The 24,136-nt window shown below is 38.1% G+C and carries 19 protein-coding genes and 1 riboswitch; of the genes, 17 read left to right on the top strand and 2 right to left on the bottom strand.

Features of this window, described 5'->3' with window-relative positions:
- Nucleotides 1-43 precede the first annotated feature (43 nt).
- Nucleotides 44-2,488, bottom strand: a complete 2,445-nt coding sequence (locus IGI58_RS02015) for a transglycosylase domain-containing protein (protein WP_429954716.1) — start codon at nt 2,486-2,488, stop codon at nt 44-46.
- A gap of 182 nt (nt 2,489-2,670) precedes the next feature.
- Complete coding sequence (locus tag IGI58_RS02010; RefSeq protein WP_225534334.1) at nt 2,671-3,012, bottom strand: iron chaperone; 342 nt, start codon at nt 3,010-3,012, stop codon at nt 2,671-2,673.
- Between the two features lie 137 nt (nt 3,013-3,149).
- Here IGI58_RS02010 and IGI58_RS02005 point away from each other — a divergent pair, with 137 nt between their 5' ends.
- The 17 genes from IGI58_RS02005 (at nt 3,150) to IGI58_RS01925 (ending at nt 24,086) form a co-directional block, all read left to right on the top strand.
- Complete coding sequence (locus IGI58_RS02005; protein ID WP_429954719.1) at nt 3,150-3,821, top strand: YdeI/OmpD-associated family protein; 672 nt, start codon at nt 3,150-3,152, stop codon at nt 3,819-3,821.
- Nucleotides 3,822-3,837: 16 nt separating this feature from the next.
- Nucleotides 3,838-4,293 (top strand): DUF1801 domain-containing protein, encoded by a 456-nt coding sequence (locus IGI58_RS02000; protein ID WP_429954721.1) that lies wholly within the window; start codon nt 3,838-3,840, stop codon nt 4,291-4,293.
- A gap of 771 nt (nt 4,294-5,064) precedes the next feature.
- Nucleotides 5,065-5,958 carry a deoxyribonuclease IV gene (locus IGI58_RS01995; RefSeq protein WP_429954723.1) on the top strand — a complete coding sequence of 298 codons (894 nt, stop codon included), beginning with the start codon at nt 5,065-5,067 and terminating at the stop codon, nt 5,956-5,958.
- A gap of 256 nt (nt 5,959-6,214) precedes the next feature.
- Entirely contained in the window at nt 6,215-6,436 is a 222-nt protein-coding gene (locus IGI58_RS01990) for a YneF family protein (protein WP_010764461.1), read from the top strand.
- Nucleotides 6,437-6,599: 163 nt separating this feature from the next.
- Complete coding sequence (locus IGI58_RS01985; RefSeq protein WP_429954725.1) at nt 6,600-8,351, top strand: ABC transporter ATP-binding protein; 1,752 nt, start codon at nt 6,600-6,602, stop codon at nt 8,349-8,351.
- Nucleotides 8,351-10,135 (top strand): ABC transporter ATP-binding protein, encoded by a 1,785-nt coding sequence (locus tag IGI58_RS01980; RefSeq protein WP_429954727.1) that lies wholly within the window; start codon nt 8,351-8,353, stop codon nt 10,133-10,135. The genes IGI58_RS01985 and IGI58_RS01980 overlap by 1 nt, the downstream gene beginning before the upstream one ends.
- Nucleotides 10,136-10,353: 218 nt before the next feature.
- The gene (trxB, locus tag IGI58_RS01975; RefSeq protein ID WP_087641315.1) at nt 10,354-11,286 is read left to right on the top strand and encodes a thioredoxin-disulfide reductase; all 933 of its coding nucleotides are present in this window, start codon (nt 10,354-10,356) and stop codon (nt 11,284-11,286) included.
- A 273-nt stretch (nt 11,287-11,559) separates the two neighbouring features.
- The gene (locus IGI58_RS01970; RefSeq protein WP_429954729.1) at nt 11,560-12,570 is read left to right on the top strand and encodes a LacI family DNA-binding transcriptional regulator; all 1,011 of its coding nucleotides are present in this window, start codon (nt 11,560-11,562) and stop codon (nt 12,568-12,570) included.
- Between the two features lie 65 nt (nt 12,571-12,635).
- Complete coding sequence (locus tag IGI58_RS01965) at nt 12,636-12,950, top strand: PTS sugar transporter subunit IIB (RefSeq protein ID WP_087641317.1); 315 nt, start codon at nt 12,636-12,638, stop codon at nt 12,948-12,950.
- 66 nt (nt 12,951-13,016) lie between these two features.
- On the top strand, nt 13,017-14,357 hold the full coding sequence (locus IGI58_RS01960) for a PTS sugar transporter subunit IIC (protein ID WP_429954732.1): 1,341 nt from the start codon (nt 13,017-13,019) through the stop codon (nt 14,355-14,357).
- Nucleotides 14,358-14,377: 20 nt separating this feature from the next.
- Nucleotides 14,378-15,478, top strand: a complete 1,101-nt coding sequence (locus IGI58_RS01955) for a DUF871 domain-containing protein (protein WP_429954734.1) — start codon at nt 14,378-14,380, stop codon at nt 15,476-15,478.
- On the top strand, nt 15,471-17,483 hold the full coding sequence (locus IGI58_RS01950) for an alpha-amylase family protein (protein ID WP_429954736.1): 2,013 nt from the start codon (nt 15,471-15,473) through the stop codon (nt 17,481-17,483). The genes IGI58_RS01955 and IGI58_RS01950 overlap by 8 nt, the downstream gene beginning before the upstream one ends.
- Before the next feature lie 15 nt (nt 17,484-17,498).
- Complete coding sequence (locus IGI58_RS01945) at nt 17,499-17,843, top strand: PTS lactose/cellobiose transporter subunit IIA (protein ID WP_429954738.1); 345 nt, start codon at nt 17,499-17,501, stop codon at nt 17,841-17,843.
- Nucleotides 17,840-18,094, top strand: a complete 255-nt coding sequence (locus tag IGI58_RS01940; RefSeq protein ID WP_225534346.1) for a SemiSWEET family sugar transporter — start codon at nt 17,840-17,842, stop codon at nt 18,092-18,094. Before IGI58_RS01945 ends, IGI58_RS01940 begins: the two co-directional genes overlap by 4 nt.
- 77 nt (nt 18,095-18,171) lie before the next feature.
- A riboswitch (M-box (ykoK) riboswitch) is annotated at nt 18,172-18,339 on the top strand.
- A gap of 477 nt (nt 18,340-18,816) precedes the next feature.
- Nucleotides 18,817-21,429, top strand: a complete 2,613-nt coding sequence (mgtA, locus tag IGI58_RS01935; protein WP_429954740.1) for a magnesium-translocating P-type ATPase — start codon at nt 18,817-18,819, stop codon at nt 21,427-21,429.
- Between the two features lie 561 nt (nt 21,430-21,990).
- Nucleotides 21,991-23,106, top strand: a complete 1,116-nt coding sequence (pdhA, locus tag IGI58_RS01930; RefSeq protein ID WP_087641323.1) for a pyruvate dehydrogenase (acetyl-transferring) E1 component subunit alpha — start codon at nt 21,991-21,993, stop codon at nt 23,104-23,106.
- Between the two features lie 2 nt (nt 23,107-23,108).
- Nucleotides 23,109-24,086 (top strand): alpha-ketoacid dehydrogenase subunit beta, encoded by a 978-nt coding sequence (locus tag IGI58_RS01925; protein WP_069661883.1) that lies wholly within the window; start codon nt 23,109-23,111, stop codon nt 24,084-24,086.
- The last annotated feature ends 50 nt before the right edge of the window (nt 24,087-24,136 follow it).

The raw sequence follows: 24,136 nt of genomic DNA, 5'->3' as shown, positions 1-24,136 counted from the left end.
GTAAAAAGCGCTGAAACAAAATTTGATTTGTTTCAGCGCTTTTTTAGTTATTATTATCCTTTTTGTCATCCTCTTTTTTATCGTCTTCTTTTTTCTCAGAAGAAGAAGGCGTTGTGTTATTCGAGTTTGAAGATGATGGTGTTGTTGTTCTAGAATTATTAGAACCTGATGTAGCATAACGTCCCCAGTAAGCACTATAATTAGCATCTGAGCCGCCATAACCAAATTTATATTGGCTTTTTGGCGCACCGTCTTTGGCATAAAGAGAGACTGTATTTGGTCCGGGAGCAGTATAAGTGCCACCATTATAAGTGAATGTTCCAGGTTTTTCACCAGTAAAACTAGAGACCGTCGATTTAATGACATCGTCTGAAAGGGTGAATTTTTGCCCTACTCCGAATAAATCTGGTCTAACAGAATAAACAGCATTGATTAGGTTAGCAAGATAATTACTATTTTGATCCCCGCTATTTGGGCTCATTGCTGTAGGAATATCATAGCCTGTCCAAGAACCTAGTGTGATCGTTGGCGTAGAAACGACTAGCCAAGCATCTTTGTAAAGATCAGTGGTTCCTGTTTTACCGATCCAGTCAACATTTGCTAGATCAGGATTAAGTCCAGAAACAACAGGTTTAAATGGTGTAGTGATTTTTGAATCAAGGACAGAGCGCATCATGTCATTCATGATGGATGCCGTTGCTGGAGAATAGACCTGAACAGGTTCATTCTTATGTTCATAAATAACTTTACCGTTATTGTCAGTGATTTTTTCGATCATATAGCCTTTTTGGTATTGCCCTTTGTTTGCTAAGGTTTGGAATCCATTTGTTTGAGTAAGTACGGTTGCTTCAACAGCTCCTAATGGTGCAGACTCATAAGCCCAAGCTTCAGATGCAGGATAATTCATCTTGCTTAGGTAATGATTATAAGCAAAATTGTCATCACCCATTTGCTGCTTCATCGCTTCATTTAAGTGATACACTGGAATATTGTATGACCATTCCAATGAATAACGAACGGTATCGAAAGTGTTTGTGCCGGAATTGGTGGCATTTGTTAATTCACCACCACCTCTGTAAGAAGTGGGATAGTTAGCTAAACGGCTCTCAGAACCGATCATTCCCTGGTCGATTGCCGGACCGTAAACTGAAATCGGCTTGATCGTCGAACCAACTTGTCGAACAGTGTCCAGCGCATGATTACTTTGACTGACATTATAATCACGACCAGCAACAAAGCCGATGATCTTACCAGTTTGGTTATCCATCAGTACATTTCCTGTCTCAACAAGACCAGTGCCGTAACCGTCGTCAAGCATATATCCATAGGCAGCAACAGCATTTTGCATCGTATCATAAACCGTTTGATCAATAGTCGATTGAATCGTGTAGCCGCGATTTTGGATTTCTCTGCGTGCTTGCTCTTCATATTGAGAGAGACCTATTTCATCTAAGTCTTCTTTTTTGACACCCGCTTTTTCGATATTGATGTCCATGATCGCTTCAACGGCTTTGTCTAAAACGGCATAATACAGATAGCCTTCTGTATTTTGATTCGCTGCTTGTTGTGGCTGGAAGTCTTGTTTCAGGTCATAACTTTTAGCTGCTTCGTATTCTTCTTTAGTGATCGCTTTTTCTCGATACATGCTGAACAATACAAAATCTTTTCGTTTCATACCATAGGAAAGATTTTCATCATCTTTAAGCTCACCTGTGTTTGTGTAAGGCGTGTAGATGATCGGGCTTTGCGGAAGACCTGCAATAAAGGCTGCTTGGGCTAACGTGAGATCATTTGCACTTTTTCCGAAAAGACCCTTCGCTGCTTCTTCGACACCTGCGATGTTTTCACCTTTATTATTACGCCCAAAAGGAGAAACGTTCAAATAAGTTGTGACGATTTCATCTTTTGAAAAATAGTTTTCAATACGATAAGCCAACAGGATTTCATTTGCTTTTCGTTTGAAAGTCGTTTCGTCAGTTAAAATCTGCTGTTTGACTAACTGCTGTGTCAAAGTAGAACCGCCGGAAGAACCACCGATACCTGTGGCATCAGAAACAAGGGCACGAATCACAGCTTTCGGTACGACTCCTTTGTGTTCTTCAAAATATTCATCCTCAGTAGAGATGATCGCTTTTTTCAATAGAGGAGAAATATGCTCGCTGTCAACTCTTGTTCGAACCAAATCAGATTTGATCATGGCAATGTTTGTGCCGTCAGCATAGGTCATCTTAGAGACTTCAGTGATATCACTGATATCTGTTTGAAGCTCTTCTTTGGTTGGTGGTTCAGTGTCTTCTACAAGAAAGGCAAAATAGCCCATACCGATTCCTAAACCTAATGCACCGCCTAATAACAGCATGACAACTAAAAAGACAAATAAGGACTGTAAAACTCGAATAACCACGTTAAAGCCCATGATGATCTTTTTCTTTTCAGGTATTGTATAAGAATGTCGTTCCGTTTGATTGGAATTATTCTGATTATCCAAAAGCTTCACCTCAATAAAATGTTACATTCCGTGATATTATAGCAAAAAAATTCTATAATGAACAGTTGTTCAAATGTTTCTATCGATTTAAAAATAAAAACTTAAGAGTAGACATCGCAAAATTTTTACACATAGTTCAAAAAAAGAATAAAATGGACGAGTAGTATTCGTCCATTTTGGCATCAAGATTGTGTATTCTCACCGACACGGAACAAAACGATTTTTTTGATCAAGTCCATTGGTAAAGGGGAATCTAAAGGAAACTGGATTGCTCCTTTACTTGTCTTATACGCTGATAATTCTTCTTTAAATGCTTTAATTGCAGAAGGAGCAGGGTAGAAACCAATGTGGTTTTTAGCATTAGCGAAGTGAACTAAATTTCCATCTAAATAGAAGGTAGGCATACCGTAAGCTATTTTTTCTGTTGCTTGGGGAACTAGCTCCTTGATTTGATCGTATAATTGTTGTAGCTTTTCTTGACGTTCTGGTGGACATTCAGAGATATAGGTTTCAATGATGGTCATCGTTATTTCCTACTTTCTAATTTGTTTCTTTTAGTATATCACGTAATAATCAGTTATCGTTTGTTTTTAGTTGTAAAAGCTTTACACATTTATGTTACACTAGCAATAACGATCAAATGAAATAAAAGGGTGAGAGCATGGCAAAATCGGTCGCTGAAAAATTGAAATTAATGGCATATCCAACAAAAGCAATCGTCGATCGACCCAATGAAAGTTATCTGACTGAATTAAAGGATGCACAATTAGGTTTTCCTACTAAGCCTGTAGATCTTTTGTTTGTTTTTGTGAAGACGATGGATGAGTTTAAAAAAATTGTACACGTAACGATAGAAAAAGAATTGCTGAATAAAGATGGCGTCCTTTTTGTTGCCTATCCAAAAAAAGGAAATAAAATGTATCCAACATTTGTTCATCGGGATGAAATTTTTCCAGCCTTAGATGTAGACGATAGTGACGGGTACGTAGGGAAAAGCACATTGAAATTTAATCGGATGGTCAGTTTGGATGAAGTGTTTACAGTAACTGGTTTGAAAAATACTGAAAGAAAAGCACCTAATAAAAAGGCTACTAGTGCGAGGGTGGAAGATTATGTTCAGTTTATCCCTCAAGTAGAAAAACTTCTAGAAAAACATTCAAAAGCAAAAGTACTATTTGATAATTTGACGCCAGGATACAAAAGAGATTGGGCAAGATATATTTTTAGTGCAAAACAGCAAACGACACAGGATAAGAGAAAAGTAGAGATGATCGATATTTTAGAAAAAGGGTTTAAATCAAAAGAGTTATATCGTCAATCTTTGTCAAAATAAAAAGTGGAGAGCGTTTATGGAGCAAATAGAAGAATATATTGTAGAGATAGAGGAGAAATGGCAGGCAGCATATAAAGCGTTGGCTCAAACTATTGCTGAAAATATACCAGAGGGGTTTGTCTTACAAATGCAGTATGGTATGCCGACTTATGTGGTGCCGCTAAGTGTTTTTCCTGAAGGATATTTGAATCGTAAAGATGAACCATTGCCTTTCATCAGCCTTGGAGCACAGAAAAAGCACCTCGCTCTTTATCATATGGGAATCATGGGGAATAAAGAATTGCTGCAATGGTTTCAAGAAGAGTATAAAAAAGTTGTTCCTACTAAACTGAATATGGGAAAAAGTTGTATTCGATTTACAAATACGAAGACGATTCCTTATGCGTTGATTGGAGAATTGGTGAGTAAAATCTCAATGGATGAATGGATTGCCAGTTATAACCTATACAAAGCAAAAAAGGACAGAGATTAAGAAGCAAAAAGATTGTCTTTTCTAAGTGATTCACGTACTCTTTTAGAGGATGGTCTTACTGTGAAAGAGATGAGCTGATGTAGGGCGTACAAGACATTTGTAAGAATGTGTTGATTATTTGCTGAGAATCACAGCGAAAGAAATTGAGTTGATGATAAACAGTACAAGACTTTCGTAAGAAAGTGTTGATCATTTGCTGAGAATCACAGCGAAAGAAATTGAGCTGATGATGAACAGTACAAGACTTTCGTAAGAAAGTGTTGATCATTTATATTATCCAGCTGCACAGGTCAGCCTTTCGGAAAAAAGATAAAAAGAAATTGTGGTAAAGAGCACCACCTTTTCTTTTTCCTATTTTTCTGTCAAGGCTAAGCGGCTTGTTCCGCTTTTATTGTTATCCAGCTGTACAGGTCAGCCTTTCTGGAAAAAGATAAAAATGAATTGTGGCAAAAAGCACCACATTTCATTTTTCCTATTTTCCGGTCAAGGCTAAGCGACCTGTTCCGCTTTTATTATTATCCAGCTGCACAAATCAATCCTTAGGAAAATAGATAAATTGCCAGTGAAACAAAAAGCGTTTCAATACCAATTCCCTAATTTTCTACAGGATTAAGCGATTTGTTCCGCTTTTATCGTTATCTAGCTGCATGAGCCAGTCTCTCGAGAAAAAGATAAAACCTGAATGAGGCAAAAAGCACCTCAGTCATGTTTTCCTATTTTCTAGTCGAGACTAAACAGGCTCATTCCGCTTTTATTTTAAGGAGGATTTTTATGTTATTAGGTTCGCATGTGAGTATGAGTGGTAAAAAAATGTTATTAGGAGCTGCTGAGGAAGCGGCTAGTTATGATGCTACAACCTTTATGATCTATACAGGTGCGCCTCAAAATACGCGCCGTAAACCGATCGAAGAGATGAATATTGAGACTGGTCAAAAATTTATGGCTGAGCATAATTTGAGCAATATCGTTGTTCATGCACCATATATCATTAATTTAGGTAATACGATCAAAGTAGAGAATTTTGGTTTTGCGACGGAATTTTTACGTCAGGAAATTGAACGAGCACAAGCTTTAGGTGCCACACAAATTACTTTGCATCCGGGAGCTCACGTTGGAGCTGGTGTCGATGCTGGTCTAAAGCAAATTATCAAAGGCTTGGATGAAGTGCTTTGGAAAGAGCAAATTCCGCAGATCGCATTAGAAACAATGGCTGGTAAAGGGACTGAGCTAGGACGGACGTTTGAAGAATTAGCGACGATCATCGAAGGCGTTACATTAAATGAAAAATTATCGGTAACGATGGATACATGCCATATCAATGATGCTGGTTATAATGTAAAAGAAGATTTTGATGGTGTCTTGGAAGAATTTGACAAGATCATCGGATTAGACCGCTTGAAAGTCGTTCATGTGAATGATTCTAAAAATCCGATGGGTTCCCATAAAGATCGTCATGCAAATATCGGTTTTGGAACGATCGGGTTTGATGCATTGAACAAAGTCGTTCATCATGAAACATTGACAGAACTACCGAAAATTTTAGAAACGCCTTATGTTGGTGCAGATAAAAAAACAAGCAAAGCACCTTACGGTTATGAGATTGCTATGTTAAAATCGCAAACATTCGATCCAGATTTATTAGAGAAAATAGAAGCACAAAAATAAAAATGCTGCAGGCTTTTTATCTGCAACAAATATGAGAAAAGACTATTCATAAATTTCTTGTGAATAATATAGTAAAATAGCTTTTCTTTTCACCTGCTTTCTAGTAAAATGATTTCTTGAGAGCAATTTCATTAAAAAGAGGATAAGCTCCTCAATAAAATTAGAGATAATGAGTCTAACAAGAGCATTGACTGCGTAAATGGTTTAAAGTGCAGAAACTTTTGTTTGACTTTTCTATGAGAAAGGAGAGATTTATATGTCAACAGGTTTAGTAGTGTTAATCGCGATTATCGCTTTATTAGCAGGTGCAGCAGGCGGATTTTTCCTTGCGCGCAAATATATGCAAGATTATTTCAAAAAGAATCCTCCCGTTAATGAGGATATGTTACGAATGATGATGATGTCAATGGGACAAAAACCTTCTGAGAAGAAGATACGTCAAATGATGCAGCAAATGAAGAACCAGGGAGACAAATAGGTTCTTTTGAAGCTATTCAGATTTCAAGAGCACAACGGGCTGATTTTTTAGCCCGTTTTTTTGCACTTATTTTTAGTAAATGAAAGGAGTTGTATAGATAATGGGAAAACAACAGAGAAATGATGTGAGTGGTAAGTAGCAAGTTTAGAAGAGGAGAATGTACATGTCTATATTTAAAAAATTAGGTTGGTTTTTTAGGCAGGAAAAGAAAAGTTATGTTATTGGGGTTTTTTCATTGATCATGGTTGCCCTTGTACAGCTAGTTCCGCCGAAGGTCATTGGGATCGTTGTTGATGAAATCGCTGCTAAAAATATAGCGATTCAGTCGATTTTGTTTTGGGTAGGTGTATTATTAGCAGCAGCTTTAGCACAATATATTTTTCGTTATATTTGGCGTTTGTATATTTGGGGAAGCGCTGCCCGACTTGAGAAAAATTTAAGACGGCAATTATTTCATCATTTTACAAAAATGGATGCTGTTTTTTATCAAAATTATCGTACAGGGGACTTGATGGCGCATGCAACGAATGATTTGAATGCAATTCAAAATGTTGCGGGTGCTGGTATTTTAACTTTTGCGGATTCATTGATCACAGGAGGAGCCACGATCATTGCGATGATTTTGTTTGTTGATTGGCGGTTGACGCTGATTGCCTTGATTCCATTGCCATTATTAGCAGTGACTTCGAGAATTCTAGGATCTAAGCTGCACGATGCATTCCGTGATTCACAAGCCGCTTTTTCAACGATCAACGATAAAACACAGGAAAGCATCACCGGAATGAAAGTTATCAAAACGTTTGGTCAAGAAAAGGAAGACATTGCTGATTTTACTGAAAAAATCGATGATGCGATCATCAAAAACAAACGGGTAAATTTTTTAGATGCATTATTCGATCCGTTCATCACACTGATTATTGGTATTTCGTATGTGCTGACGATCATCATTGGCGGACGCTTTATCATGGATGGTACAATTACGATCGGTCAATTGATCTCTTTTATTAGTTATATCGGTATGCTGATTTGGCCAATGTTTGCGATCGGACGTTTGTTCAATGTATTGGAGCGTGGAAATGCGAGTTATGATCGTGTCAATGAATTGCTTCATGCCAAATCCCATATTGTCGAGCGAAAAGATGCGATTCAGACACCGGCTAAAGGAGAATTGTCGATCGAAGTTGCGGAATTTAAGTATCCAAAGGATAAAGAGACAACGTTAGAGCAAATCAAATTTGTCTTAAATGAAGGGGAAACTTTAGGGATCGTTGGGAAAACAGGAGCAGGTAAGACAACGATCTTAAAATTATTGATGCGAGAATATGATAATTACCAGGGACAAGTGTCCTTTGGCGGACACAACATCAAAGATTATTCATTGGATGCTTTGATGCATTCCATTGGTTATGTGCCGCAAGATCATTTTCTATTTTCAATGACGATTCGGGAAAATATTCGTTTTGCTAACCCTGATTTTACTGAAGAGCAAGTAGAGTCAGCAGCAGAAATGGCGTTTATCAATAATGAGATCAAAGCGTTTCCAAAAGGATATGATACCTTAGTTGGGGAACGTGGTGTGTCATTATCGGGTGGACAAAAACAACGGATCTCGATTGCTAGAGCATTGATTGTCGATCCTGAATTACTGATTCTTGATGATGCTTTATCTGCTGTGGACGCAAAAACGGAAGAAGCGATTTTGTCTAATTTAAAAGAAGCACGTAAAGAAAAAACAACGATCATTGCAGCCCACCGATTAAGTAGTGTGATGCATGCGAAGGAAATCATCGTCTTAGATGAAGGAAAGATCATTGAACGGGGAACGCATCAAGAGCTATTACATTTAGCAGGCTGGTACAAACGGATGTGGGACAAACAGCAACTGGAAGCTAAAATCGAAGGGAGTGACGTCTAATGGAAGAAAAATATGAATCAGAATGGACAAAATCGATACCGCTAAAAGAACAAGTGACGATCGTAAAACGGCTGCTTAAATTCGCTAAGCCTTTTCGCCGAACCTTTTTATCAGCTATTTTCTTTGCACTGGTTCTTGCTGTCATCAATATTATTTTGCCGCGAATCATTCAATTGTTCATGGATGATTATTTAACACCCAAAACAGCGACGAATCAAGTGATTTTCTTTTTTGCCGGACTGTATTTATTTGGGATCATCGTGAAAAGTATTATTTGGTTTTTCCAATGGTTTTTATATTCGATGGCGTCCTTAAAAACCTATCAATATATTCGAGTGAAGTTGTTTGAAAAGCTTCAGACTCTGGGAATGCGCTACTTTGATCAAACACCGGCGGGTTCGATCGTTTCCCGTGTGACAAATGACACAGAAACATTGTTTGAATTTTGGTATGTCTTTTTGATGGTCTTGACGGGCATTTTTGCAGTTGTTTCTTCGTTTATCGCAATGTTTCAGATCAATGGAAAAATTGCTTTATATAATTTGATCTTTTTACCGATTTTATTGATCGTTATTTGGTATTATCAAAAATTTAGTTCTAGGATTTACCGAAGCATGCGGGAAAAATTGAGTCAACTGAATACAAAATTAAACGAATATATTTCAGGAATGCAGATCATTCAGCAGTTTAGACAAGAAACACGTTTGGAAAAAGAATTTGAAGAAACAAATGATGAATACTTACGAACTCGTTTTTCGATGATTCGCACGAATTCATTGTTACTTGGACCGATCATCAATTTTCTGTATACGCTGGCAATTGCTTTGTCTTTGACCTTATTTGGGTATGATGCGCTGCATTCACCAGTAGAAGTTGGGATGATTTATGCTTTTGTGACTTATGTTCAGGCATTCTTTAATCCGATGACGCAAATGATGGATTTTTTGAGTGTTTTTACAGATGGTATGGTGGCGGGAAGTCGGATTCTTAAAATCTTTGATAATCAGGAAGTTACACCGCAGCAAAACCCAAGTGCTGATGCCACGATCACAGAAGGCAAGATCGAGTTTCGAAACGTTAGTTTTTCTTATGATGGGAAAAATAATGTATTGGATCATATCAGTTTTATTGCCTACCCAGGAGAGACAGTAGCTTTGATCGGACATACTGGTAGTGGGAAAAGTTCGATCATCAATGTGTTGATGCGCTTTTATGAATTTTACGAAGGTGAAATCTTGATCGATGATCGGGATATTCGTGAGTATCCATTGCCTGAATTGCGTAAAAAATTGGGCTTGGTTTTACAGGATGCGTTTATGTTTTACGGAGATATCGCTGGGAATATTCGGATGCTGAATCCTGATATTACAGATGAACAAATAAAGGATGCAGCAACGTTTGTTCAAGCTGATAAATTTATTGAGACGTTGCCTGGGAAATATCATGCGAAAGTGATTGAACGTGGTGCAAGTTATTCTAGTGGCCAACGTCAATTGATTTCATTTGCGCGAACGATGGTCACAGATCCGAAAATTCTTGTACTGGATGAAGCAACGGCGAATATCGATACAGAAACTGAAGGTTTGATCCAAGAAGGATTGGCTAATATGAGACAAGGACGAACGACGATCGCGATTGCTCACCGTTTGTCGACGATTCGGGATGCTGATCTTATTTTGGTTTTAGATAAAGGTCGAATTGTAGAACGTGGGAATCATACGCAGTTACTAGAAAAGAATGGATTGTATGCAGATATGTATCAACTGCAAAATGGCGAGGGATAATAAGGAAACGGTCAAGATATCTCGATTTTGACCGTTTCTTTTTTATTGTTCAATCTAGTGTTTAAAGACAGAATGAAGCATGATATAATAGACAACGTTGATGCTAATGAAAGAAAAGCAACGTCTGGCTAGAAAAATAGGCTCGGGCAGAAAGATAGACAATCGTCTATCTAAGTAGTAAAGTAAATGTACTTGAAAATTCGGAGGTTGAAAGACTTATGTATGATGTGATCGTAATCGGCGCAGGTCCTGCGGGGATGACTGCTGCTTTATATGCGTCTCGTTCTAATCTTTCTGTATTGATGATTGAACGTGGAGCACCAGGTGGACAAATGAATAATACGGCAGAGGTAGAAAACTATCCAGGCTTTGATTCTATTATGGGACCTGAACTAGCCTATAAAATGTATGAGAATGTAGAAAAATTCGGTACAGAAAATGCTTATGGCATCGTGATGGATATCAAAGATCAGGGAACTTATAAAGAAGTGATCTGTGATGATAAAACCTACCAAGCAAAAACTGTCATTATTGCGACGGGCTGTGAGCACCGTAAATTAGGTGTGAAAGGCGAAGAAGAATTTGCTGGGCGCGGTGTTTCGTACTGTGCTGTCTGTGACGGTGCTTTTTTCCGCAATAAAAAATTATTGGTGATCGGCGGCGGAGATTCAGCTGTAGAAGAAGCAATTTATTTAACACAGTTTGCTTCAGAAGTGGTCATTGTTCATCGTCGTGACGAGCTACGTGCTCAAAAAATCATTCAAGACCGCGCATTTGCCAACGAAAAAATTTCATTTGAGTGGAATACCGTTTTAGAAGAAATTACCGGCAATGATATGGTCGTAACTGGCGGGCAATTGAGAAATGTCGTTACTGATGAAGTAAAATCGATCGACGCGGACGGTGTGTTCATTTATGTTGGACTTGACCCATTGACTGAACCATTCAAAAAAGCTGGTCTTACGAATGCGGAAGGCTGGATAGAAACAGATCAAGATATGAAGACAAGTATGCCGGGTGTTTACGCAATCGGAGATGTTCGTGAGAAAACTTTACGTCAAATCACCACTGCTGTTGGTGAAGGCGGAATCGCAGGACAACAAGTATACAAATATATTGAAGATATGGCAGAAGTTGAGGAAGTAAAATAAGTCGCTGATTCAGCTTTACTGTTGCTTCAACGAGGACCTGAGTCAAAAGTTTGATTTTGACTTAGGTCTATTTTTGTCAATGATAAAAAATGTTAAGGCTTCCTGCTGATGAAAATGGAATCTATTGAACACAGTAAATGTTTTTTTGAGTGAGCCGCTCTCTAAGCTGTAAATGAATAAAAATATCTAACAATACGCTATTTATGATTGAAATAATTTTGAACCTTCGTTAGTATGTAGATAGTAAGTTGTAAAGAGGAGGAATGGGATAACGTGGCAACGATCAGAGAAGTCGCAAAAGAAGCGGGTGTTTCTTTAGGCACAGTTTCTAGGTATTTAAATGGACACCAGCTAAAAAAGACGAATATGGATAATATTCGTGCGGCAATCGAAAAGCTTGGTTATGAAGAAAATATTATTGCCAAAGGACTTAAAAATAATAAGAGCCTTTCTATTGGTGTGGTCATCAATACGCTGACAGACGTATTTGCAACGTCGATCGTTACCTATCTGGAATCTTATTTAGAAGAAAATAATTATAGTCTGATTCTTTGTGACTACCAAAATGATCTACAGAAGTTAGAGAAAAAATTAGAATTTTTACGTTCCCGTTCGGTTGATGGTGTGGTCATTTTTCATCTGGAAGAAAAGCTAGCTGTATTGGACAAATTTAAAAATGAAGGAACGCCGATCATCGCAGTAGATGCACCGATCGCTGATTTTCAAACAGACACAGTTTTGGTGGATAATTATCACGCTTCTTACACTGTAGTTGAGAAATTGGCTAAGTTAGGACACAAGAAAATTGGTATCATAGCAGGAAGCCAAGATCGTTTTATTGGTAGAGAACGTTTGAATGGCTATGTAGATGCAATGAAAAAATTGGAATTATATGATTCTTCACTTGTCAAAATCGGTGATTATAAAAAAGAATCTGGTTATGTAAAAGCTGGAGAGCTTTTGGCTGAAGGTGAGATCACTGCTTTATACAGCACGAATTACTATATGACGCTTGGAGCTGTACAGGCAATTTATGAGCAGCAATTGATTATTCCAGAAGATGTTTCTGTTGTGGGGTTTGATCATTTTGAACTGAGTGATATTTTACAGCCAAAATTAACAGTAATTGAGCAACCTGTTCAACAAATCGGTGAAACGATCGGCGCCTTACTTATTCAAAAAATAAAAGATTCTGATCGTACTCAAAATGCAGTTATAGAGCTTCCTACAAGCCTTCTTTGGCGTGATTCAACAAAAAAAATAAAAAAAGGACTTGAAAATTAAGCGTTTGCATATTATAATTACATCGTAAAATTGAAACGGTTCAAAAATAATAGGGAGGAAATTTTATGAAAGTATTATTAGCATGCGGTGGCGGGATGAGTTCTTCGATCTTAGCAGAAAATTTAGTAGCAGAAGCCAAGAAAAATGGTGATGAGGATTTTTACATGGAGGCAACAGGAACAGAAGCAGTTGGACTTAAAATGCAGCAGGAAGACTGGGATGCGCTGCTTTTAGCACCTCAAGTCAGTTTCAGAAAAGCTCACCTACAAAAGGAAGCAGACGCGAAAGGAATCCCATTGATCCCAATTGAAGGCGTTCTATATACACCAATGGGGATTCCAGATTTATATCGTTTAGTAAAAGAATCTGTAGGAAAATAAAAGAAGCAAGATCTTTTATTTTCCTACACAAAAATTGAAACGGTTCAAAAAAGAAGGGAGAACAAAATGAATACAAAAGCAAGTAAGTTCAACTTTAACAAAGTTGTTGAAGTGATGGGGAATATTGCAAATAATCGGTATTTAACAGCAGTCAGAAATGGGATGAGCGTAATCATTCCCGTTACGATCATCGGATCAGTGTTTATCATTATGCTGAATTTACCGATCGATGCTTGGAAAGAGTTTATTGCCCCATTTGCAGAGCAGCTAAAGATCCCAATGGTCTTTACGATGGATTTCATGTCTGTCTATGTGTGTATCGGGATTGCATCTAGTTTGTGTGAAGATTACAAGCTGGATAAAGTTTCTACTAGTGTTTTAGCTGTTCTAGCCTTTTTGATTGCGGCGATCACACCGGGCACGATCGATGCTGACGTAGCTGAAAAAGCTGGTTTGACGATCAGCGGAACGGTATTGCCGATGGGAAATTTTGGCGCAGGGGGATTATTTACAGCAATTATTATTTCGATATTTACCGTAGAGGTCGTACGTTTTTGCGTGAAAAGAAACATGGTCATCAAAATGCCTCATGGTGTACCCACATCTGTGATCAACTCTTTTGCAGCATTGATTCCAGGTGCGATCGTGATCGTCACTGCTTGGGTGATCAAAGTCGGCTTGAATTTTGATATCAATAGTGCACTTCAGTGGGTCTTTTCACCGATTCGTTACTTTGCAGGAGACAATGTTCTTTCTGTGATCGTACCGATTTTGTTGATCACGATCGTTTGGATCTTCGGGATCCACGGGATGATCATTGCGACGCCGATCTTATATCCTTTCTGGTATGAAAATTTGAATACCAATATCAATGCAGCAGCAGCTGGTACCGCGGTTCCGCATTTTATGACAGAGCAGTTCTTCCAGTGGTTTATCTGGATCGGCGGAGCAGGAGCAACGTTATCGTTAGCCTTTTTGATGGCCTTTTTCGGGAAATCTGAGTTTTGTAAAAAAATGGGTAAATTCACGTTAGTTCCTGGAATTTTCAATATCAATGAACCATTGATCTTCGGTGTGCCGATCGTGATGAATCCTTTCTTTGCCATTCCTTTTATTGCAGCACCAGTTGTTATGGGAATCATCACTTATTTAGCAATGGGCGTTTTTCATCTAGTGAATTATCCAATAGCGATTGCTCCTTGGACATTGCCGGCACCAATCGGCGCAATGATGGCGACAGGTCTAGATTGGCGAGCAGCCGTTTTAGCAATCGTCAATATCGTAGTTGCAGGATTCATTTATTTGCCATTCTTTAAAGCCTTTGATAAAAGCATGATGGAAAAAGAAATCGAAGCAAAAGCTCAAGATGAAGCGGCAAGTAAGGAAACAGCAGCCGTACAAGCATAGTAAAGAAAGCGGGAATGATCATGTTAGGAATTTCAATTTATCCATATAAAGAAAAACAGGAAGAGACACTTGCCTATATCGACTTGGCAGCAAAATATGGTTTTGGTCGTGTATTTACCAACCTTTTGATGATCGAAAAAGGACAGGAAGAAATGGTCCTCCAATCATTGAAAAAAGCGATACATCATGCACGAAGCCACCAAATGGAAGTGATTTTAGATTTAAATCCAGCGGTATTCGATCAGTTGAATATTAGCTATCATGATCTTTCTTTCTTCAAGGAAATGGGAGCAACTGGCATTCGCTTGGATTCAACGTTTGATGGTTTGGTAGAATCATTGATCACGTTCGATCAGACAGACTTGGATCTAGAAATCAATATCAGTAATGATACTTACTATTTAGAAAATGTTCTTTCTTATCAGCCAAATAAAAAAAGGATCATCGGCTGCCACAATTTTTACCCGCAGCGTTTTACAGGGTTAGATTATGATTACTTCATCAAATGTTCTGAAAAATATAAAGCTTTGGGTCTGAGAACGGCGGCTTTTGTTAATTCTCATGAGGCAAAACACGGACCGCATCCATATACGGATGGCTTATGCACACTTGAATCGCATCGTGATCTGGCGATTACGCTACAGGCAAAGCATTTGATCGCAACAGGCTTGATCGATGATATCATCGTAGCGAATGCGTTTGCTTCAGAAGCAGAACTAAAAGCTTTGAGTCAGCTGTTAACGAATCAAGTACAATTTGATGTGATTTTCGCTGAAGGAACAACGGAATTAGAAAAAGAAGTTGTTTTAAATCATCAGCATTTTAATCGTGGCGATATCAATAGTTACAGTATCCGCTCAACTTTTGTAAAGCTTGAGTATCAAACGGCAGATATTCCAAGAAATAATTTGAAGGAAAATGTAATCAAAGGAGATATTACGATCGGCAATAATTCGTTTGGACAGTATAAAGGGGAACTAAATATTGTAAAACAGGCAATGCCAAATCATGGTGGAGAGAAAAACGTTGTGGCTAAAATCGTTCCCGAAGAACTCTTTTTACTACCTTATATCAAGCCGTGGTCAAAATTTCAGTTTAGGGAGGCAGGTCAAAATGAGTAAGTTAGCTTCACGGCAAATTCATTTAGATTTTCATACACCTGTCTTGCCTTTTGAACTAGGAAAGAATTTTGATAAAAAGCAATTTCAGCAGACGTTATTAAAAGCAGAAGTAAATTCCGTTACGTTGACGGGGAGATGTCATCATGGGCATATTTATTATCAAACGAAGCTTCCAGCACAACACCCTCAAATGAAAAAGGATTTTTTGATGGAACAAGTCGATGCTTGTCATGAGATCGGGATCAATGCCCCTATTTATTTAAGTGTAGGATGGGATGCGTACGCTGCAGATCATCATCCTGAATGGCTGGAAAGAAAACCCGATGGGCGTATGTATGGTTTTGAAGAGTATGGACAGTTAAAACCAGGTTGGAAAACGCTATGTTTTAATACACCATACCTCGACTATTTAAAAGAGCAAATCAGAGATACGATAGAGCATTTTGGTGAAAAATTAGATGGGTTATTCTTTGATATTGTTTGGCAGGATGATTGCTGTTGTAATGACTGTATCAAAAAAATGTCGGCTCAAGGCTATGATCCAGAAAGTGAATCCGATCGTCTAGCTTTTGCGAAAGAAACTGAACAGTATTTAAAGAAAGAAATTCATCGCACGATCAGAAATTCAGCTCCTGATTGTCCGATCTTTTTTAATGAGGGAAATATTTTACCGAGTATTCGTCCCAATCTTGAGCAGTACAGTCATTTAGAGATTGAATCATTACCTAGTGGAGAGTGGGGCTATCAGCATTTTCCAACGGTTGTCCGCTATGCTAAAAATTTAGGGAAAGAATATTTAGGGATGACTGGGAAGTTTCATAAAGTTTGGGCTGACTTTGGCAGCTATAAGAATCAAGCCGCGTTAGAATATGAAACATTTTTGGCTCTTGCTCATGGTGCAAAGTGCTCTATTGGGGATCAGATGTATCCAGATGGCACATTACAGGAAGCAACCTACACGTTGATCGGAACTGTTTACGATCAAGTCAAAGAATTGGAGAGCTACTCTTTAAATAGTCAGGCAATCACTGAAATAGCTATCCTACATCCTGGAATTGTTGCTGCCAGCAAGGAGAAAGTGGACTTGTCTTTGGCTGGAGCAGTCAATATGCTGAATGAAGCCCATTATCAATTTGACATTGTGGATCAGTGGATGGATTGGACTGGATATGAGCTGTTGATCTTACCTGATAAGCTTGTTTTAACACATGAATTAGCTGAACTACTCGAAGAGTACGTTGAACAAGGCGGCAAAATTTTAGCAAGCTATCATAGTGGATTGATCAAAGGAGATCGATTCATTCAAAGTTTGGGGCTTATTTTTACAGGAGAACATGAGACAGCACCGATGTATGGCTATTTTGATCCGTTCTTATTTCCTAAATTACCTAAAGGTGAGCTTGTTATGCATGGGAAAGGAACGATCGTTCAGTCGATCGACGCTGCTATTAAAGGAGAAGAAGCGGCACCTTTAGTAGAACGAAAGTATCACCATTACTATTCTCATTTTCAAGCCCCTGTTGGAGAAAAAACGGGGAATCCTGTTGTGACAGTGAATGACCAAACGATGTACTACACATTTCCGTTATTTGAAATGTATAAAACTCAAGGAGTAAAAGCGTATAAAGAATTGATTTTAGCTGGGATCGATCATTTATTGAATAGTAAAAAAATGATCATTAGTGATTTACCAACATCAGCTGATGTGATTTTGAATCATCAAGAATCACAAAAAAGATTGATTTTGAATTTGCTGCATTATATTCCAGAACGTCGGGCGTTGACCTTAGATACGATCGAAGATAAAATCCCGCTATATAACCAACAAATCGAATTGGATCTATGTGTAATTCGAAATAAAACAAATCTAGATCATCTGATCATCAAACAAGTGAATCAAGTAAAATCAAATCAGACTTTATCTTTTGAAATAGTAGAAGACAAAGTGATCTTCACGGTGCCAGAAATTGATGGCTATGAAGTGATCACGATGAATTATGAATAGAAAGAAGTGAGTGGAATGGATGGATTAGAATTAGTCGCATTTAATATTATCAGTACAGTTGGAACAGCGAAGTCAAAATTGATGGAAAGCATGTCTTGTTCTAGAAACGGTCAGTTTGCCGAAGCTGAAACATTGATCAATGAAGCAAATGAAGCTTTACAGGCTGGAGAAAAGGAGCATTTCACAGTGATCACAAAAGAAGCAAAGGATAAAAAAAGTGAACTAACGTTACTTTTTATCCATGCTGAGGATCAGTTGATGACGACCGTTGTGTTAAGAGATCTGGCAAATGAATTGCTGGAAATGAATAAGAGCTTTTATGAATTGAAGCAAAAAGTTGAAGAGCTAGAGAAGAAATGATCACGCTGTTAGGTATGATCGCAGGAATCTGCACGAGTATATCGTTTATTCCGCAAGCAATTCAAACGATAAAGACAAAGAATACCGAAGGAATTTCATTGATTACGTACATTCTATTTTTCATAGGTGTTTCTTCATGGGTTGTGTATGGAGCATTGAAATGGGATTTGGCGGTATTACTGACAAATGTTGTGACCTTGGTTCCTTGTTCGGTTATTTTAGGCTTGAAGTTGAAGTCTTTAGATCTATAATTTTTTTCTGAAAATTTATTTTTGTTTTCTTTTGACAATATCGTAAATATGAACTATGATAGTTACGGATAAAAAAACTGAATAATTGTTAGGTGAGGCTCCTATATGGACACAGGCTGCTGCCGCGAAAGAATCGAGAGACTCTTAGTTGGTTGAACAGGAATGATCGTGAAGGTCATTCATAACGTAGCTGATAAGAAATTATCTACGCCCTATAGTGCTAAAGCTCAACGATAGAGATACTTTTATTAAAGTTGTTATTTTTACGCACACTCTATTGTTGAGTGTGCGTTTTATTGTTTTACACAGATTGCAAAGCAATCTGATGTAAAAACAATACAAGGCGATTGGAAAGAGCGTTGTGACCTAAGTTCGAATCACTATGATTGGCTGCGAAGCAGACAAAATAGATGATGAAAATAAAAGCAAAAAGGTTCCATCAAAAAAGAACCAATCGAGCTAATAGAAAATCAGAACTGATCAATCACCTCAACAATTATTTAAAAAGTTCCATCGTTTTATCTAAAAAAACTTAAAAGAGAGGAAGAGTCACATGGAAGACCCCAGTCATTCGCGCAATAAAATAAGTGTAGCCTTCATCTTAGAAACGATGGAATCAAGCAGAACTATTCCTTCCACTTTCTAAAAAGGTGAAGCGGGCAAAATTTTCTATTTTAGAATAATAGAAAGAATACCCCTTACGTCAGAGGAGGAAAAAGGAAATGATGAACAAAAAATTAGCAGAAATGAAAAAAGTAACGAAAGATCAAGAACTAAAAAAATTAGCTATGTTATCCGAGCGGGAATTGATGATGGAGCTTCGTACATCACAAAATGGTTTATCTGAAGAAGATGCTAAAAATCGATTAGAAGAATACGGACCAAACGAAGTCTCTGCTCAAAAGCCAACGCCGGCAATTATTATGTTTTTAGAAGCGTTTAAGGATCCATTTGTTTATGTATTGGCATTGTTGATGGTGGTTTCAACCGCAACAAAGGATTTTGAAGCGGCAATCGTTATGGGGATCATGATCTTAGCCAGTGTGATTATTGCATTTATTCAAGAATATCGTTCTCAAAAAGCTAGCTTGAATTTAAAAGAACTAATAGAGAATACAACCGCTGTAACACGTGAAGGACAAACGAAAGAAATTCCGATGGATGAAGTAGTACCAGGAGATATCGTGACGTTAGCAACAGGTGATATGATTCCAGCAGATGCTGTGTTGATTTGGACAAAGGATCTATTTATCAATCAATCCTCACTGACAGGTGAGTCGATGCCGGTGGAAAAATTTGTTGATGCAGGAATCGATAAAAACTCTGATACTGTTTCCGCGCTGGATATGCAGGACTTGATATTTATGGGAACCGATGTGTTGAGCGGTCAAGGAAAAGCAATTATTTTAAAAACAGGCCAAAACACCTTTTTTGGGGATATTGCTAAGAATGCGACTACACAACGTGGTAAAACATCTTTTGATATTGGATTGACAAAAGTCAGCAAGTTTTTATTACGAATGGTCATGGTCTTATTTCCAGTAGTATTTTTGATCAATGGTTTAACTAAAGGCGAATGGGGCGATGCGTTCTTCTTTGCTATCGCGGTTGCCGTGGGGTTAACTCCTGAAATGCTGCCGATGATCGTCACCAGTAATTTAGCCAAAGGTGCATTAAGCTTATCGAAACATAAAGTCATCGTAAAAGAACTACCGTCTATTCAAAACCTAGGCAGCATGGATGTTTTATGTACAGATAAGACAGGGACGATCACAGAAGATCGTGTCGTGTTGGTTCAGCATTTAGATCCGCTGGGCGAGATCAATAATCAAGTGTTGGATATGGCTTTTTTGAATTCTCACTATCAAACTGGCTGGAAAAATTTAATGGATATTGCGGTAATCAATTTTTACGAAGAAAATAAAGTAGAAAGTCCTTATAAAAAAGTGACGAAGTTGGATGAGATTCCGTTTGATTTTTCTCGCCGTCGTTTGACTGTTGTAGTAAATGCAGATGGGCATCAATTTATGATCACTAAAGGCGCTGTGGAAGAAATGGAATCTGTTTGTACACACGCTGAAATCAACGGTGAAATCGTTCCATTGACACCAGAACTGCAAGAGAGAATGCGTGAAGTAAATATCCGTATGAATGAACAGGGAATGCGTGCGTTAGCCGTTGCTGTGAAAATGGATGTTCACAGTGAAGCAGTTTATAGTGTAGAGGATGAGCAAGGAATGACTTTGATTGGATTCATGGGCTTTTTAGATCCTGCCAAAGAATCTGCGATCACAGCCATCAAGTCTTTACATGAGCATGGTGTCAATGTAAAAGTATTGACTGGTGACAATGATATCGTTGCAAAAAAGGTCTGTCGGGACGTTGGGATCGAAGTCTCTCACGTTGTGCTCGGCTCTGAAATCGACAATATGTCTGATGAGCAAATGAAAGAAGAAGTAGAAAAAACGAATTTGTTTGCTAAATTAAATCCGATGCAAAAATCAAGAATCATCGAAACTCTGCAAGGAAATGGTCATACGGTAGGATTTATGGGAGATGGCATTAATGATGCACCAGCATTACGTAAAGCCGATGTAGGTATTTCTGTTGATACAGCTGCGGATATTACCAAAGATGCAAGTTCGATCATTTTATTAGAAAAAAGTTTAAATGTATTAGAAAATGGAGTCATTGAAGGCCGAAAAGTTTTCAGTAATATGATGAAGTATATCAAAATTACGATCAGTTCTAATTTTGGGAATGTCTTTTCTATTTTGATCGCTAGCGCCTTTTTACCATTTTTACCAATGATATCTATTCAACTATTGATTCAAAATTTGATCTATGACATTGCGCAACTTGCGATCCCATGGGACAACGTAGATGAAGAAGATTTATTGAAACCTGTTAAATGGGAAACAAACGGTTTGATGAAATTCACCTTATGCATAGGCCCTGTCAGCAGTATTTTCGATATTATGACGTATGTAGTTATGTGGTTTGTCTTTAGTGCTAATAGCATTGGCACACAGCACTTGTTCCAAACAGGATGGTTTGTTGTTGGATTAGTCAGTCAAACACTTGTCGTTCAAATGGTTCGGACAAGAAAGTTACCATTTATTCAAAGTATGGCATCACCTGCTGTGATCCTTTCAAGCTTAGGCGCAGTTCTTATGGGCTTTGTGATCGTTTTGACACCGATTCGGGACGTTTTTGACTTTGTGAAACTTCCAGCTAATTACTGGGGCTGGTTTATTTTGATCATTGTACTATATTTGATCACTGTAGAAATTGCCAAACGTATCTATATTCATTTGACAAAAGAGTGGATCTAAAAAATAAATGCGCTTGTTTCTATTTTTGAGTGGAACATTTTACACAAGGACTCATCCAAAGTACAAAGTTGCTCATAAATAAATTTTGTGCTCTAATAACGAAGGATTTCAAGAAGGATATTCCAGATATTCGTGAAATTTCCAGAATTAAGAGTTAAAAATATAAAATATTCGTTTTTTGAAGAAGCTCGGAGAAACAGATTTTGTTTCTCCAAGCTTCTTTTTTTTCCGTTTAAGGAAATTTTGGTGAATAATTTCTGACGTGCATTTTATCTGTAGCATAACAATATATCCGATGACTATAACAGCACTTTGTCAAAAGATATGATTCTAAGAGCTTTTTGTAAAACGGTTTCTTGTTTGTGATTTTTCTCACTAACCTTTGATATGAAAGGTTTTCGGTATTTTTGTGAAATTTTGACAAATACTAACTTTTTACTTGCGCTTTTGATCGATTAGTGATAATTTGTAAGTGTAGTCGATAAAAAGTAATACAGTTTCAGATGCTGTTTTATTTTTAATCGAAAAAAAGAAACGTAACAGAGAGGATTGTGTGACAAAATGGCAAAGGCAAAGAAACAAAAACCTATTGACTTTAACGCACTAATGGAAAAAGTCGACGCAGATTTCCCAACATTTCAAGTTTTAGATAAAGATGGGAAAATCGTAAACAAAGATGCTGTACCGGATTTATCAGATGACGAACTAGTAGAATTAATGACTCGCATGGTTTGGTCACGTGTATTAGACCAACGTTCAACTGCATTGAACCGTCAGGGACGTTTAGGATTCTTCGCTCCAACAGCTGGACAAGAAGCAAGTCAGTTGGCAAGTCAATTTGCAATGGAAAAAGAAGATTACCTATTACCAGGTTACCGTGATGTACCTCAATTGGTTCAACATGGATTACCATTGGCAGAAGCTTTCCTTTGGTCTCGTGGACACGTAGCAGGTAACCACTACGCTCCTGAATTGAACGCTTTACCACCGCAAATCATCATCGGCGCACAATACATCCAAGCAGCTGGTGTGGCTTTAGGTATGAAAAAACGCGGCAAGAAAAACGTTGTCTTCACTTATACTGGTGACGGCGGTTCTTCTCAAGGTGACTTCTATGAAGCAATCAACTTTGCAGGTGCTTATCACGCAAACGGCGTTTTCATCATCCAAAACAATGGTTTTGCGATTTCAACACCGCGTGAAAAACAAACAGCAGCTAAAACATTAGCGCAAAAAGCAGTTGCAGCAGGAATTCCTGGTATTCAAGTAGACGGAATGGACCCATTAGCAGTTTATGCGATCGCTAAAGAGGCTCGTGAATGGTCTGCAGCAGGTAATGGTCCTGTTCTGATCGAAACATTAACTTACCGTTATGGTCCACATACATTATCAGGAGACGATCCAACACGTTACCGTTCAAAAGACATGGATGACGAATGGGTACAAAAAGATCCATTGATCCGTTTCCGTAAATATCTAGAAGACAAAGGTCTATGGTCTGAAGAAAAAGAAAACGAAGTAATCGAAAAAACAAAAGAAGAAATCAAAGTAGCGATTGCAGAAGCAGATAAAGTTCCAAAACAAAAAGTATCTGATTTCTTGAAAAATATGTTTGAAGTTCAACCACAAAACATTAAAGAACAAATTGCATTCTACGAAGCGAAGGAGTCGAAATAATCATGGCACAAAAAACAATGATCCAAGCAATTACAGATGCCTTAGCTCTTGAAATAGAGAAAGACGAAAACGTACTAGTCTTCGGTGAAGACGTTGGTAAAAACGGCGGAGTTTTCCGTGCAACTGAAGGATTACAAGAAAAATTTGGCGAAGACCGTGTTTTCGATACTCCTTTAGCAGAATCTGGAATCGGCGGTTTAGCATTTGGTTTAGCTTTAGAAGGCTATCGTCCAGTTCCTGAAATCCAATTCTTTGGATTCGTATTTGAAGTATTTGACGAAATCGTTGGTCAAATGGCTCGTACACGTTACCGTATGGGTGGTACTCGTAACATGCCTATCACTGTCCGTGCACCATTTGGTGGAGGCGTTCATACACCAGAACTTCACTCAGATAACTTAGAAGGATTGATCGCTCAATCTCCAGGTATCCGTGTCGTTATTCCATCAAATCCATACGATGCAAAAGGATTATTGATTTCTTCTATTAGAAGTAACGATCCAGTTGTTTATTTAGAACACATGAAACTTTACCGTTCATTCCGTGAGGAAGTGCCGGATGAAGCATATGAGGTTCCTTTAGATAAAGCGGCTGTCACTCGTGAAGGTACAGACGTATCGATCATCACTTACGGTGCAATGGTTCGTGAAGCGATCAAAGCAGCTGACAACTTAGCAAAAGACAATATTTCTGCTGAAATCATTGACTTGCGTACTGTGGCTCCTTTAGATGTTGAAACAATCATCAAATCAGTTGAAAAAACTGGTCGCGTGGTTGTTGTTCAAGAAGCACAAAAACAAGCTGGCGTTGGCGCTATGGTTGTTTCTGAAATTTCTGAACGTGCAGTCTTATCATTGGAAGCGCCAATTGGCCGTGTATCTGCACCAGATACAATCTTCCCATTTGGACAAGCTGAAAACATTTGGTTGCCAAATGCTAAAGATATCGAAGCGAAAGCGAGAGAAATCGCAGAATTTTAATTAGAAACTGTATAAAGCTGCTCTAAGCGGCAAACCTGAATTTTCACGTA

It is taken from the genome of Enterococcus sp. AZ020, from assembly GCF_050499205.1.
GTDB lineage: Bacteria > Bacillota > Bacilli > Lactobacillales > Enterococcaceae > Enterococcus_L > Enterococcus_L dunnyi.
Note: the sequence above shows the minus strand (reverse complement) of the source record. Positions and strands in the feature narration are given on the sequence as shown.